We start from the raw sequence: 14393 nt of genomic DNA, 5'->3' as shown, positions 1-14393 counted from the left end.
CCGCTGGAATCTCAGTGGCTCGACCGGTACCCTTCACGGCATACCTCGTCACGTATATCACACGCGATCCAATATCTCACGGACCTTGTCTGCAAGTTGATCGTGGGTAATCGGCTTGGACAGGAAGTCGACACCGTCTTCGAGTACACCCCGGTGTGCGATGACGTTCGCCGTGTAGCCGGACATGTAGAGTACACGCATATCGGGATGGTCGCCGGTCAGGCTTTCCGCCAGTTCCCGCCCGCTCATTTCCGGCATGACGACATCGGTGATCAACAGATCGGGGGAGCCGGCGAGTTCTCGCACAAGCTCAGCGGCCTTCTTCGGATCTTCGGCCGCAAGCACCGTATAGCCGAGCTTCTCCAGGAACAGGCGCATGGTCAGGCGGATGGACTTCTCGTCTTCCACCAGCAGGATGATCTCTTTGCCCCCGAGTGACTCCGCCGCCTTTTCGCGCTCCGCATGTTTGTGCTCCCCGCCCTCGAAGCGTGGCAGATAGATGCGGAAGGTCGTGCCCTGTCCGGGCTCGCTGTAGACGTTGACAAACCCGTCGTTCTGCCTGGCGATGCCGTAGACGGTCGCCAGTCCCAGCCCGGTTCCTTCTCCGATGCCCTTCGTGGTAAAGAAGGGCTCGAAGATATGATCGAGGGTGTCTCGATCCATGCCGCACCCGTCGTCGCTGACTGAAAGCGTCGTGAAGTCGCCCGGTTTGAAGCCCTCGTGTTCCGCACAGTAATCGGCATCGATGGCGACGTTCCCGGTTTCGATCGTCACTTTGCCGGCACCTTTAATGGCGTCGCGCGCGTTAGCGCAGAGATTCGCCAGGATCTGGTCGACCTGCCCCGGGTCGATATGCACCGCCCACAGGCCCGCCCCCGGTTTCCATGCCAGATCGATGTCCTCGCCGATGAGGCGGCGCAGCATTTTGAGCATGTTCCCCACCGCGTCGTTCAGGTCGACGGCTTGCGGGGCAACGGTCTGCTTGCGGGCAAAGGCGAGGAGCTGCCGCGTCAGGTTCGCGGAGCGCTGGGCTTCCCTGGTGATTTCGTCCAGCCACGGGCGGATCGGGTGGTCGGCCACGATGCCGTCGCGGCAGAGCTGTGCGTAGTTGAGGATGCCCATGACGATATTGTTATAGTCATGGGCCACGCCCCCCGCCAGCCGCCCGACGGCCTCCATCTTCTGCGCCTGGCGAAGCTGTGCTTCAACGGTCTTGCGCTCGGTGATATCTCTCACCCACTCTACAAACGCTTCCGCGTCACCGCTTTCTTTCAGCGCAGGCATGATTCTCAGTTCATACCAACGGCCATCGGGCAACTGCACTTCCCGATGAATCATCTCGCCGCTTTTCAAGGCGGCAAGCGCCTCACAGTCGGGGCACACCCGCTCGTATCCGCGATAGGTCCTGTAGCATTTCGTGTTCAGAGCCCGCTGTTCTTTCGGAATACAGCCGAACCCGTTCCAGTTGCTGTATAGGATGTTCATGTCCGCGTCTTGCACGGTAATCAGGTCCGGCACGAGAGAGAGAATCTTCTGAAAGCGCGCCTCGCTTTCCTGCAGGGCCGCATGTGCTTCCCTTCGCTCACTGATATCGGCGGCGATGCTCAGGATGGCCGGCCGGCCCTCCCATTCGATGCGTTTGGCAAGGACTCCGAGCGGGAAGGTCGAGCCGTCCCTGCGATAGTGTTCGACCTCGAATCGGGCTTCGCCGCGCTCGGCGATGTGCCGGATTCGTTCGGCCAGCCGCGCCTCGCTCTCCGGCACGTCGAGCTGGTGGAGATTGATGCCGAGGAACTCGTCTTCACTTTCGTAGCCGTGCATGAGCCAATTCTGGCGGTTGGAGAAGAGGAAATGGCCGTCGGTGTCGTGGATGGTGATGGCGGCCGGCGCGTCGTCCAGCATACCTCCCAGCAGCGCGATGCGCTCTTCACGTTCTCTGCGCTCGGTGATGTCCTCGACAAAGCCCAGGAAACGATCCGGGCCGATTCGGGTCGCGGCCACGGTCCAGCGGCCGGTGCTGCCGTCGGCGCGCACAAAGGCCACTTCGGTGTTGGCCTCGCCGGTTTCGGTCAGGCGCCGAAAATGGGCCGCGGCCGTTTCCCGGCTTTCGGGCGGGATGAGGTCGGGAATGCTCATCGTGGTCAGCTGCTCGGCGGAGTAGCCGGTGATGCGTTCCGAGGCCGGATTCACATCGACGTATCGGCCCCGGCCGTCAGCAACGAACACGCCGTAGGGGGAGTGCTCGACATAGCTTCGAAACCGTGCTTCGCTCGCGCGCAGCGCAGCTTCAGCCTGCCTGCGCTCGGTGATGTCGCGTGCGAAAACCGCTACGGCCGTCACATCCCCGGCATCATCGAGCACGGGGTACAGGCTGTGGTGCATCACGCGCCCCGCGCGCTCATCCTCTTCCGTCAGGGGACGTCCGCTGCGCACGACGCGTTCGACCCATTCCCTCCGGCGGGCGGCGGTCTCCGGCGGCAGCAGGCTGTAGATGTTCGTTCCGATCATAGACTGCCTGTCCTGCCCGAGACGTCGGGCCATCTCCTCGTTGGCAGCCTTAATCGTCCCCGAGTCGTCGATAAGAAACGCGGCATCGGCCGTGGCGTTCAGCAGAGCATGTGTGGTTTGTTCACTGGCGCTCAAACTCCTGGTGAGGTCTTCAAGTCGCCGTCGTTCGGCGTTCAGTCGTCCCAGCGCCAGCGTCGCCACCATGGTCGCGGCCGAAAAAAGGGCCACCAGTAACGACTCGATCAAGAACGGCTGTGTGCGCCAGCCATCGAGGATGCCCGCTGGAACCGGACGATCCTCGACCATGGCGACCACCCCCCAGACCGCGGGTGTCGTAAACACCTGATAGCAGAACAGCACCAGGACCACCCAACCCAGTCCGAACCGCCACCCCGCCCCCCAGCGCCGCAGCATCCAGGCCGCCAGCGCCCGGATCGTCAGCAGTGCCGGAACCGCATAGAGCATATTGCCGCCGAAACCGACCCAGACCGGAATGTCCGGGGTTCCATACGGATAGGAAAGCAAGGCCGCCAGCGCCAGCGCCGCCCGCCATCGGCGCAACAGCGCAAAACCGATGAAGCCGAAGGCCCAGCGCCCGTCGATCAGAACGTCCGTATGGGGAATGTGGACATGGAGCAGCGCCGCCGCGACCCCCGCAACTGCAAGCACGGCGAACAGCGTCCCTTCTCGGTACGTATCATGGTCGTGCATCGTGTACGTCTCCGTTTCGGGTCGCTGTGCGGTCCTTCGTGATCCATGTCCCATGCCGGTTTTGCAGCCGCAGACGATGCCGACAGATCCCGACGCGAACCGCGGTCGTACGGATCGCGAGGATCAGCCCCCTGACATTATAAAACCGCCCGCTTCGGTATCGACACTAACCCTCTAAGCCTGTGAAAGCAATGACCATACACCCCATCTATCTCGTCACGAGTACTGCGGAGGTCAGACCCCTGACCCAACACAAACTGCGGTAACGATGATCTGCGCGCACGTGCCGCAGCAGGGCCGCCAGGGGATGAGAGTCCACCCGACGACTGAGGGGGGGCAGGCTCTGCCGCGAGCGTCTGATTTGTTTGCCACCCCGCTTAATGATCGCGTAATATACGCCGGATTTTTGCGAGCGGTAGAGGCATTCGCCCACTCGATCGAGCCGATCTGCATCACGCTTTTATGTCGTCATGAACAGAAATTATGGGGTTACAACTCAGGGGCATAAGCCGAAAACAGCGCCGAAATGCCTTTTTGTATAAAAAACTAATAACCAACAACTAACCACTTAACACCCCGGTAGCTCAGGTGGACAGAGCGGCGGATTCCTAATCCGTAGGTCGGAGGTTCGAGTCCTCTCCGGGGTACCAGTCTACGCTCCTTCGGAGCTTCGATCCTGCGGGTAACCTAAAAAAACGGAATTCTACTTGCGTAGAATTCAGTATTGCGGTACCAAAATACCATGAGCGGTATCATAAAGGTTTCGGAGGCGGTCTCGCTGGCGCTGCACAGCGTGCTCTATCTCGCGCGGCGGGGTCAGGGGCCCGTGCGCACGCAGGAGATCGCGGACACGTTCGGTGTTTCGGTGCACCATCTCGCAAAGGTGCACCAGCGGCTTGTGCGGGTCGGCATCCTTCGCAGCAACCGCGGTCCGCGCGGAGGAGTCGTGCTGGATCGGGACCCCGCCGAACTCACCCTGCTCGAACTTTATGAAAGTATGGAGGGAAGACTGGAGAGCGGCCCCTGCGTGTTCGGCCGCCCCGTCTGCGACCGGCACGAATGCCTGTTCGGCGATCTCGTCAGTTCCATCAACCGCCAGGCCCGGGAGTATTTCGGGACGACCACCATCGGCGACCTGGCGAAAGGATGGAAAGGGAAGGAAGAGGAATCTGAGTCAGAATCTGAGTCAGAGTCATAATCTGAGTCAGAATCAGAGTCAGAGTCAGAGTCAGAATCAGAGTCAGAATTAGAGTCAGAATCAGAGTAAGAATCAGAGTCAGAGTTGGAAAACGGAACCCGAAACCACAAGGAGAACGACCATGAATATGTTCTGTTATCAGTGCGAACAGACGGCCCAGGGCAGCGGATGCACGGCCCACGGCGTGTGCGGCAAGGACCCTGAAACCGCATCGCTTCAGGACCTGCTTGTCCACATGGCCAAAAGCATCTCGGTTTACGCGCATGCCGCCCGGCAGGCAGGCGAAAAAGATGAAGACGTGGACCGCTTTATTCTGGAAGCCCTGTTTACGACCGTCACGAATGTCAACTTCGATCCCCGGCGCGTCGCGTCGGTGATCGGTCGCGCGGCGGAAGTCCGTGACCGTGCGCGGGGTCTCTGCGAGGCGGCCGGTGCACTCGATCCCGCGGTCGTCGAGCGGGCGCAGGATACCACACCGGCCGATGACATCGACGGGATGATCGATCAGGGAGAGTCGGTGACGATCCAGAACCGGATCAATGAATTCGGCGACGACGTGGCCGGACTGCAGGAATTGATTACCTATGGGCTCAAGGGCATGGCCTCCTACGCCGATCACGCCCGTCTGCTCGGAGTCGAGGAGGACGGAGTCTACGATTTCTTCCACCGGGCGCTCGATTACCTCGCCGGCCGTCCGTCCGATGTCGACGAGCTGACCGGCATGGTCCTGAAGGTGGGCGAGGTCAATCTCCGGGTCATGGAGATGCTCGACGAGGCGAACACCGGCGCGTACGGCCATCCCGAGCCGACGCAGGTGCGCGTGACGCCGGTCGAGGGCAAGGCGATCTGCGTGTCGGGGCACGATCTCAAGGATCTCGGGATGCTGCTCGAGCAGACGAAGGGCACCGGCATCAAGGTTTATACCCACGGTGAGATGCTCCCGTGCCTCGCGTATCCGGAGCTGAAAAAATACGACCACCTCGTCGGCAACTACGGTGGAGCCTGGCAGGACCAGCGCAGGGAATTCGACGAATTTCCGGGCGCGATCCTGATGACCACCAACTGCATCCAGAAACCGAAGCACAGTTACAGGGACCGCATTTTCACCACCGGTCTGGTGGCCTGGCCCGAAGTGACGCACATCCCGGAAGACGAAGACGGGAGCAAGGACTTCTCGCCGGTCATTGAGGCCGCGCAGAATGCACCGGGATTCGCGGAGGACGCTGAAGATCATCAGATCACGATCGGTTTCGCCCGCAATGCCGTGATGGAGAACGCGGGAACCGTCGTGGATGCGGTGAAAAGCGGCGCGATCCGCCACTTCTTCCTGATCGGCGGCTGCGACGGCGCGAAGCCGGGCCGCAACTACTACACGGAAATGGCGAAGAGCGTACCCGAAGACTGCGTGATCCTCACGCTGGCCTGCGGCAAGTACCGGTTCAACAAGCTGTCCTTCGGCGATATCGGCGGTATCCCGCGGCTCCTGGACTGCGGACAGTGCAACGACGCCTACTCGGCGATCCGGATCGCCCAGGCGCTGGCGGATGCCTTTGACTGCGGCGTCAATGATCTGCCGCTCTCGATGATCCTGAGCTGGTACGAGCAGAAGGCCGTGTGCATCCTGCTTACCCTGTTGCACCTCGGTATTCGCGACATGCGTCTCGGCCCGAGTCTGCCGGCCTTTGTGGGCCCGAACGTCCTGCAGGTGCTGGGGGATAAGTTCGGTCTCAAGCCGATCTCGACGCCCGAAGAAGACCTGAAGGCGATCCTGGGCTGAGGCGGACGAAAAGGGGGGCTCATGCCGACGTATAAAGTGCGCTTCGAATCATCGGGCACGGAGGTCGAGGGCGACCCGGCCTCCAACCCCTTTTCAGGCTCCCGAATCGGATGCAGGGGGATATCCCGCCGATGGCATCTGAGGACAACGGCATGTCACGTTTGGACCCGTACCTCGACATCCCCTTTGACGATCGCCTGACAGGCCAGGCGCATAGCGCCGCCCTTGCCGAAGGTCCTGAGCGTATCGCGTTCGTCCTCATCCGGCGCGGTCAGGTTTTCGGCCCCTGCGAGGATCTTCACCGCGCACATCCCGCACGCGCCCATGCCGCCGCAGCCGTGTTCCATTTCCACGCCGTTCGCCAGCGCGATATCGAGCAGACTGCCCGGCTCGCCCGTTCCGGAGAAGGGCGCGGAGGCCGGATCGATCCGCACCTCCGTACCCGATGGTTCGTACCGCACTTTATGCACTGCCATGCCGCCCCCCTTTCGTGTTACTCCATCATCCATGCTATGAGACGGCCCCGCCGGATGCAAACGGCTCTCAGTCTCTAATTCCCGCTCCTGCCTCTGCGCGCGAGAAGCACCACGTCGCGAATGCCTTCGGTCCCGCGGGCGTCCAGCCAGCGCTTCTCGAAGTCGCGGTCCTGGACGACCTGTGCGAGGGCGGCCAGGGCGCGGAGGTGGAAGTTGCGCTCGTCCTTTGTGCCCGCCAGCACGAAGACGGCGTGGATCGGTTCCTCGCGCTCCGGGAATCGCACGCCGCCGCGGGCGCGGATCAGGATCATGCGGAATCGCTGTTCGCCGGGCACCACGATGTGCGGCACCGCGAGAAACGGGGTCAGTGCGGTGGAACTCTCCTGCTCGCGTTCCATCAGCATACGAAACAGCGTCTGCGGATCGATGCCGAGTTCGGGCGCGAGCTGTTCGGCGGTCTGGCGGAAACACGATTCGTAGTCCATCTCCTCTTCGATATCCAGGACGCGTGCATCGCCGACTTCGCGGTCGAACCGGTCCGCGGTCAGCTCGTCGCGCTCGCGGATGATCGACTTCAGCTCGCGTTCCAGTGTGCCCGTCACCAGCGCCTTCGAGGTGATGCGTTCGATCAGGTGCAGCAGCGCGTATTCGCGGTCCGCCTGTTTGCGGCCGAAATGATGGTAGGTCACCAGCGCGATCAGCAGCAGGACGGCGCAGATGAGGTAGGCCTCGCGTCCCAGCTCGAAGAGCAGGAACCCGTAACAAAGCAGGGCCGTGATCTGGAGCCAGGGATAAAACGGGGCGCGGAACCCGGGGCGGTAGTTCTGGACGCGCCCCTCGCGCAGTACGATCACGCAGAGCGCAGACATGATGAAGCCCAGCAGGATGACCAGCGACGCGGATTCCACCAGCAGTTTCAGCGGCAGGAACAGCGAGCCGATGATGAACGCGCCGGTCATCAGCAGCGCCGCGCCCGGCGTCCCGGTGCGCGGCGTCAGTTTCGAAAGCCCCGCGGGGAGCAGTCCGTCGCGGCTCAGCGCGAACAGGTAGCGCGAAGCCGCCAGGATGCCCGCGTTGGCCGTCGAAATGAACGCCAGACAGGCCGCCAGGCCGATCGCGGCGACGCCCGGCGCGGACAGGAACGCCCGCGCCCCGTCCGCGATCGGCGTCAGGGAGGCGTCGAGCTGTTCATCCGCAAGGACCCCTGCCGTGACCCAGACCATTAATACGTAGAGCAGGACGGTCAACAGGAGCGAGGAGAAGATCGCGCGCGGGATGACGCGCGACGGATTGCGGATCTCCTCGGCCATCACGGCGATCTTGATCAGACCGCCGTAGGCGACGAAGACGAAGCCGGCGGTGACGATGACGCCCCGGAACCCGTACGGCATCAGCGGCATCACGTTCTCCACGCGGACGTGCGGGATTCCGCGCGCCACGTAATAGCTCATCAGCGCGATCAGGCCGACCACCAGTCCGATCTGTATCCGGCTCGAATGACGGGTTCCGGTCAGGTTGATCGCCGTGAAGACCAGCGTCAGCGCCGCCGCCGTCCAGCGCGGATTCAGGTCCACGTAGATCGACGCGAACGCGGCCAGGCCCACCAGCGCGAACGCGCTCTTGAGCGAGAGCGCGAACCAGTTCAGCAGTCCCGCGATCGAGCCGGGCAGGGGGCCCAGCGCGCGGGTGATGAAGAAGTAGTCGCCGCCCGCCCGGGGCATGGCCGTGGCCAGCTCCGCCGCGCTGACCATCCCGATCCCCGTCAGCACGCCGGCGATCACGTACGAGAATACGACGCCCGGCCCCGCCTGCGCGTGGGCGAGTCCCGGCAGGACAAAGATCCCCGAGCTGATCATCGCGCCGGTCGCGATGCAGAACACCGCCCCCGGACCCAGTTCGCGTTTCAGTTTCATGCCCGGATCGTAGCCTGAATCGCGCCGGGGAGGAAATCCAAACCGTCGATAGGATGGAAGCGCCGCAAGGGCCGGCCGCGGAGAGGATCAGGGCTTAAAGATCCCGATTCCGGCTTCCTCCGTCGCGCGTCCAGCCTCTACGGGGCGTAGACCACGTTACTCGCCACCCGATTCAGACTCACCTTTAACTTTCTTCATGAAAGACGTGAGCAGGTCGATGGGGAAGGGGAACATCACCGTGGTGTTGTTCTCGGTGCCGATCTCGATCAGCGTCTGCAGATAGCGCATCTGCATCGCCTGGGGATAGTCCTGGATCACCTTCGCGGCCTCGCGGAGCTGTTCGGCGGCCTGGAACTCGCCCTCGGCATGGATCACCTTCGCCCGCCGTTCGCGTTCGCTTTCGGCCTGTTTGGCCATCGCCCGGGTCATGTGTTCGGGCAGCTCGACGTACTTGACTTCGACCATGGAGACCTTGACGCCCCAGGGGTCGCTCTGCTGGTCGATGACTTCCTGGAGTTCCTGGTTGATCTTGTCGCGTTCGGACAGCAGTTCGTCGAGCTCCGCCTGCCCCAGTACGCTGCGCAGCGTGGTCTGACAGAGCTGCGTGGTCGCGTAGAAGTAGTCCTCAACCTTCAGCACCGAGAGCATCGGATCGATCACGCGGAAATAGACCACGGCGTTGACTTTCACCGAGACGTTGTCGCGGGTGATGACGTCCTGCGAGGGTACGTCCTGCACCATCGTCCGCAGCGTTACGCGGTCCATCCGGTCGATCGGCCAGAAGACGAAGCAGATGCCCGGTCCCTTCGGCTCGGGGAGCGCACGCCCCAGCCGGAACACCACGCCGCGCTCGTACTCGAACAGAATGCGGATACAGGAGAGCAGGTAGAAAATGACTATGGCAATGACGATACCGACCGGTTGCATGGCGACCTCCCTGGTTTATGGGGCTTTGACGTACAGCGTAAGACCCTCGCGTTTCTCAATCTTCACATTCTGCCCGGCGCTTACGGGCGTTTCACACACCGCACTCCACCACTCGCCGTTCCAGTAGACATGACCGCGGTACGCGCCGCCGTGCGGCTGAAAATCGTCGCGGGCCTCCACCGTCTGCTCCGCGGCTCCGGGGTCTCCGGTCAGCGGCCTGCGGCGGTGGCCTTTCACAATGCTTCCGACCAGAAAGAGGGTGATGCCTGCGGTGGCGGCGGCGGCCGGAACGATCACCTTCAGCGAGACCTTCATGAATCCCTGCGGCGAGTCGATGAGCATGACGCCGCCGAGCACGAGACACACCGCGCCCCCGATCGTCAGCGCGCCGAAACTCGGAACGAACGCCTCGGCGGTGAACAGCGCGACGGCGGCGATCAGCAGCGCGAGCCCGGCGTAGTTGACCGGCAGGATGGACAGGCCGTAGAAGCCCAGCAGGAGGCAGAGTACGCCCACCACGCCGCCCACGCCCCAGCCGGGCGAATAGAATTCGAACAGAATGCCGTAAAAGCCGAACATCAGCAGCAGGAAGGCGATGTTGGGGTTGGAGATCGCGGCGAGCAGTTTCTCACCCCACCACCGGGACACGTCGCGGACCGGCGCGCCGGCCGTCGCGAGCGTGCGGGTGGTGCCGCCGGCTTCAACCTCCATGCCGTCGATCCGGGTAAGCAGCGATTCCGTATCTTCGGCGATCAGGTCGATGACCCCCAGTTCGAGCGCTTCTTCGGCGGAGGCCGATTTGCTTTCCGCGACCGCCTTCTGCGCCCATTCCGCGTTGCGTCCGCGCAGTTTCGACAGCGAGCGCACCCACGCCTTGGCATCCTCGACCTGCTTGGCCGTCATGATATCGGACTGCGCGGGCGGACGGTTGGTGTCGGCCTCTCCGTCTCCGTTCGCCGCGCTTCCGTCCTCGTCCGGTGAGTCTCCCTCGTCCGGCCTCGGGCGCTCGGGCATGCCGGGCTTCTGCGGGGAGGGGGAGGGCATGCCGGGCGGACCGAGCTGCACGGGGTGCGCGGCGCCGATATTGGTGCCCGGCGCCATGGCGGCGACGTGCGAGGAGAGGGTGATGAAAAGACCCGCCGAGGCGGCGCGGGCGCCGGAGGGCGCGACGTAGACCACGACCGGGACCCGGCTGCCCGTGATGTCCTGAACGATGTGGCGGGTCGAGGTTAACAGCCCGCCGGGCGTATCGAGTTCGATCACGAGGCACTCCGCCCCGGCCTCTTCGGCCTCTCCGAGGACGCGCCGCACGAAGCGCTCCATGCCGGGGGTCACGGCCTCGTCCTCGATCGTGACGCGCCATACCTCGGACGGCACGTCCTGTTGAGCGCCGGCGGCCGGCACGAGCAGAACGAAGACCAGCAGGAACAAAAGACGCCGGATCATTGCGACTCTTTCTTCAGCTCATCCGCGGCACGGTCGTAGGCCTGCTTCAGCTCTTCGGCCGCGGCGGCGAACCCCGCCTGCATCTCACCCCAGGCCTCCGCGCCTTCCGCCTGTACCGTCTTCCATTTCGATTCCAGCGCTTTCATCCGGTCCTGCAGATCGGACTGGAGCTGCTCGATGTCCTCTTTGCTCTTCGCCGTGGCGGAGGCGGTCTTGTCCTCGAGCTGCTGCTTCATGTCATCGACGTTCCCCCGCCATTGATCGACTTTTTCACCGGCCGAGTCCACCGCCTCCTGCTGTTTCTGCTGCAGGTAGCGGGAGGCCGTACGGCCCGCATCCCCCACCTGTTCTTTCAGGTCTTCGGTTGTGGGGGGAGGGGACGGTTCCTCCCTGCGGTCCGATTCGCCGCAGCCGGTCAATAGAGAAACAAGACCGAGGGTCAAATACACTCTGATAACCGTCGTCTTCATAACGCGCTCCTTTCCGCATGTGCCCGCTTGATGCGGAAATAAGTGTACTAGCAGGAGCGGAGGACGTCGATGCCTTTGTGTGCATTTCCGGGTGAGGAAGAGTTCGTAGTAGCGCCGTAAGCCTGCCCCCCGGCAGGCCAGGCGCGTGAAGATAACGGCCCTGGCCCTGCTTCGCAGGCCTGCGGGCCTACTACGAACGTAAGAGAGAACGCACGATCTCTTTGCCTGTGCTCTTCTCATTCATCTTTGCGATCTCTGCGCCTTGGCGAGAGTCATTTCCTGTGTTTTTTTGTCAGCGGCGGCCTCCGTCCGCTGAAGTGACTTCAACCTGTTTTTCTCTCGCCAAGCCGCCAAGGTCGCCGAGGAATTTATTCATTTGGGGGAGCACGATTTCTTTGCCCGTGCTCTTCTCATTCATCTTTGCGATCCCGGCGCCTTTGCGAGAGACCTTTCTTGTGTTTTCGACCACGGATTACACCGATCACACGGATGGGATCTCGAAATCCGGATCGAAGTCGAAATCGGGATTCACAGACATAATTCGTACTCGTACTCAGCGAAGCGGTACTCGTACTCGAGTTCCTCGAACCGGGGGAGGGGGATCGCGCCTTCGGCGCTCCGAGTATGAGTACGAGTACGAGTGCGAGTACGGATTATGTTCACCCCTTCATGCTCTTCATGGCCTTCATGGTGAATCCCATTCTCTCCCCACGATCGCGATTCTTCCGCACCCCGTCCTTTCCCCCCAACGACTTTCCATAAAAATCCACGAATAACCCATTTCCAAGCATGTCCTCAGCATGCCACGTCCATCCGCGGCAGGGCCAGCCGGCGGCGGGCACTTTCGCCCCGCAGCAGGTGGGCCTTGCGCCAGGCGGGGTCCTCACGGTCGTTGCGGGGTGCTTTCGGAAGGTAGAGGGAGGCGCCGAGCGCGACTTTGTGTTTGCCGTAGCGCGCGTTGACCCGGTCGACGGCCTTCGTGAGCCTGCGGGCGCGCTCGACCTGCAGCGGATCGTCGAACAGCTCGAACTGGTCGTGTGCGTCCGGTTCGAGGCGGGTGAGCACCACGGTGGTCGCGCGGTATTCCGTTCCCGGCTGAAAGAGCTGGTCGAAGACCGCGCGCACATGCGGCACGGCCTCGCGCGTGAGACCGGTGGCGCGGTTGAGCCGTACCGACCAGCCCCGCTCGTGATAATCGCGCCGGCGCAGAAAGACGGCGATCTCGCGCGTTTTCATGCGGTGCCGGCGCAGCTTGATGAACGCCGACTCCAGGTTGCGCAGCAGCCGCGCGCGAACCTCGTCGGCGTCCGCCGAGGGTTCGGTGAAGGTCTTGCACTTACTGATCGAGCACCGCCGCGGCTTCGCCTCCGTCTCCACCGCGCAGACCGCCTCGCCGCGCAGTTCCCGCCATATCTCGCGTCCCGCTTTTCCCATCATGCGCGCCGCCCATCGCTCGGGGCGCTGCACGAAATCCCAGGCCGTCTCCAGTCCGTGTTTGCGGAACAGCTCGACCGTATTTTTGCCGAACCCCCACACGTCCTCGAGCGGCACACGCGGCAGGAAATGGTGGATGTGACGGCCCGCGACCGGGGTCAGACCTTCGGGCTTGCGGTAGTCGGAGGCGATTTTGGCGAGCGACTTGGAGGGCGCGAGGCCGAGTGAGACGGTGATGCCCAGTTCGCGCCGGACCTGTTCCTGGAGCATGGCGGCGATCTGGGGGTAGGAGGCGCGGAAGACGCGCCGCACGCCGGTCAGGTCTGCGAACCCCTCGTCGATCGAATACTCCTCCACCGCGGGGGAGTACTGCCGCATGATCGCGAACATCCGCTTCGAGAACAGGCTGTAGGTCTCGTAGTCGCTGGGCAGGACCACCAGCTCGGGACAGCGCCGCCGCGCCTCGTGCAGCGCCACGCCGCGCCTGATCCCCAGGGCCTTCGCCTCGTAACTCGCGCAGGCGATGATCCCGCGCTCCCTGCCGCTCACCACCGGCCGTCCGCGCAGCTCCGGGTGCAGCGCCTGTTCGACCGAGGTGAAAAACGCGTCGCCGTCCACGTGCAGGATCGCGCGCGGAAATGATTTCAGCATGAGGGGTTGTTCGGACGGACTCATCGGTACCTCCTGACCGCGGCGCGGACGACGCCGCCGATTTCAAAGGACTGTTCGGGGCGGATGCGGTGATAGTTGCGGTTGGCGGGATCGAGGTAGACGCCTTTGCGGTCGCGGCCGTAGTACTTCAGCGTCCACTCGCCGTCCACCTGCGCGATCACCACGTCGTTTTTCTTCGGCTCGCGGCCCTTCTCCACGAGCACCAGGTCGCCGGGCTGGATCCCGGCGTCGATCATCGAATCGCCCTGTACCGTCAGCATGAAGGTACATTTCGGGTCGGCGACGAGGAACTCGTCGAGACTGATCACGTCGACCAGCTCCTCCTCGGCGGGGGAGGGGAATCCGGCCTGCACCGCGCCGAGCAGCTTCAGCGAGCCCGTCAGCCGCGGCGTCGGTACGAGCTTGCCCGCCCGGTCGCGCTCGACGTAACCCAGCCCCGCCAGCTTTTCCACCAGCCGGTAGACCGCGTTCTTCGAGCGGTAGCGGAACAGCGCGAGCATCTCCGCATACGTCGGCATCCGCCGCTCTTCGCGGCAGAACTCGCGCAATAGCTGAATTTTGTGGTGCAGTTTCACCGTGCGTTCGTCCATGAGCCCATCCCCTTTTTCAGTGCGGGGATCAGGTATAGTGAACGTTCGTTCACATGGCAAGAAAAAACAGGACCTCCCTCAGTCGCGGTCGCGATCGGCACCGGTCCTGAACCCGATATCGAAATTCATCCTGCAGCACCTTAATCGTAATCCTGCTCGTAATCGTCAGCAGTTCTCATTATGGCCGCATTCCGACCGCGGACGGCGTGGCAGCCGTCCCTCCCGAGTCGATATCCGACGCATTTTCGGGCACTGGGAGGGTCGGGTGCCA

The 14393-nt window shown here is 63.1% G+C and carries 11 protein-coding genes and 1 tRNA gene; 3 read left to right on the top strand and 9 right to left on the bottom strand.

The features are described from left to right. Nucleotides 1-57: 57 nt before the first annotated feature. Nucleotides 58-3219 (bottom strand): PAS domain-containing hybrid sensor histidine kinase/response regulator, encoded by a 3162-nt coding sequence (locus L21SP4_RS08155; protein WP_052882190.1) that lies wholly within the window; start codon nucleotides 3217-3219, stop codon nucleotides 58-60. Between the two features lie 573 nt (nucleotides 3220-3792). Here L21SP4_RS08155 and L21SP4_RS08150 point away from each other — a divergent pair. The 3 genes from L21SP4_RS08150 to hcp all read left to right on the top strand — a co-directional run bounded on the left by L21SP4_RS08150 (nucleotide 3793) and on the right by hcp (nucleotide 6194). Next, nucleotides 3793-3869: transfer RNA gene (locus L21SP4_RS08150), tRNA-Arg, on the top strand. Nucleotides 3870-3961: 92 nt separating this feature from the next. Continuing rightward, the gene (locus L21SP4_RS08145; protein WP_074041569.1) at nucleotides 3962-4417 is read left to right on the top strand and encodes an RrF2 family transcriptional regulator; all 456 of its coding nucleotides are present in this window, start codon (nucleotides 3962-3964) and stop codon (nucleotides 4415-4417) included. 127 nt (nucleotides 4418-4544) lie between these two features. Next, a complete protein-coding gene (gene hcp / locus L21SP4_RS08140; RefSeq protein ID WP_052882999.1) occupies nucleotides 4545-6194 on the top strand; it encodes a hydroxylamine reductase in 1650 nt (549 codons plus the stop codon). 155 nt (nucleotides 6195-6349) lie between these two features. On the opposite strand, the gene L21SP4_RS08135 is transcribed toward hcp, so the two are convergent. From L21SP4_RS08135 to L21SP4_RS08105, 8 genes are all read right to left on the bottom strand, one after another. Further along, nucleotides 6350-6670, bottom strand: a complete 321-nt coding sequence (locus L21SP4_RS08135; RefSeq protein WP_052882188.1) for a 2Fe-2S iron-sulfur cluster-binding protein — start codon at nucleotides 6668-6670, stop codon at nucleotides 6350-6352. Nucleotides 6671-6744: 74 nt separating this feature from the next. Next, nucleotides 6745-8583, bottom strand: a complete 1839-nt coding sequence (locus tag L21SP4_RS08130; protein ID WP_052882187.1) for an amino acid permease — start codon at nucleotides 8581-8583, stop codon at nucleotides 6745-6747. 156 nt (nucleotides 8584-8739) lie between these two features. Further along, nucleotides 8740-9510, bottom strand: a complete 771-nt coding sequence (locus tag L21SP4_RS08125) for a slipin family protein (protein WP_052882186.1) — start codon at nucleotides 9508-9510, stop codon at nucleotides 8740-8742. Nucleotides 9511-9525: 15 nt separating this feature from the next. Then, nucleotides 9526-10956, bottom strand: a complete 1431-nt coding sequence (locus L21SP4_RS08120; RefSeq protein WP_052882185.1) for an NfeD family protein — start codon at nucleotides 10954-10956, stop codon at nucleotides 9526-9528. Beyond that, nucleotides 10953-11426 carry a sll1863 family stress response protein gene (locus tag L21SP4_RS08115; protein WP_052882184.1) on the bottom strand — a complete coding sequence of 158 codons (474 nt, stop codon included), beginning with the start codon at nucleotides 11424-11426 and terminating at the stop codon, nucleotides 10953-10955. Before L21SP4_RS08115 ends, L21SP4_RS08120 begins: the two co-directional genes overlap by 4 nt. A 292-nt stretch (nucleotides 11427-11718) precedes the next feature. Continuing rightward, a complete protein-coding gene (locus L21SP4_RS13355; protein WP_256381185.1) occupies nucleotides 11719-11844 on the bottom strand; it encodes a hypothetical protein in 126 nt (41 codons plus the stop codon). Between the two features lie 377 nt (nucleotides 11845-12221). After that, complete coding sequence (locus tag L21SP4_RS08110) at nucleotides 12222-13535, bottom strand: DNA polymerase Y family protein (protein WP_074041428.1); 1314 nt, start codon at nucleotides 13533-13535, stop codon at nucleotides 12222-12224. Continuing rightward, a complete protein-coding gene (locus tag L21SP4_RS08105; protein WP_052882183.1) occupies nucleotides 13532-14122 on the bottom strand; it encodes a LexA family protein in 591 nt (196 codons plus the stop codon). Before L21SP4_RS08105 ends, L21SP4_RS08110 begins: the two co-directional genes overlap by 4 nt. Nucleotides 14123-14393: the final 271 nt, after the last annotated feature.

Source organism: Kiritimatiella glycovorans (genome assembly GCF_001017655.1).
In the GTDB taxonomy this organism is placed as follows: domain Bacteria; phylum Verrucomicrobiota; class Kiritimatiellia; order Kiritimatiellales; family Kiritimatiellaceae; genus Kiritimatiella; species Kiritimatiella glycovorans.
The sequence above is the reverse complement of the archived record's forward strand: the minus strand, read 5'-3'. Positions and strand labels throughout refer to the sequence as shown.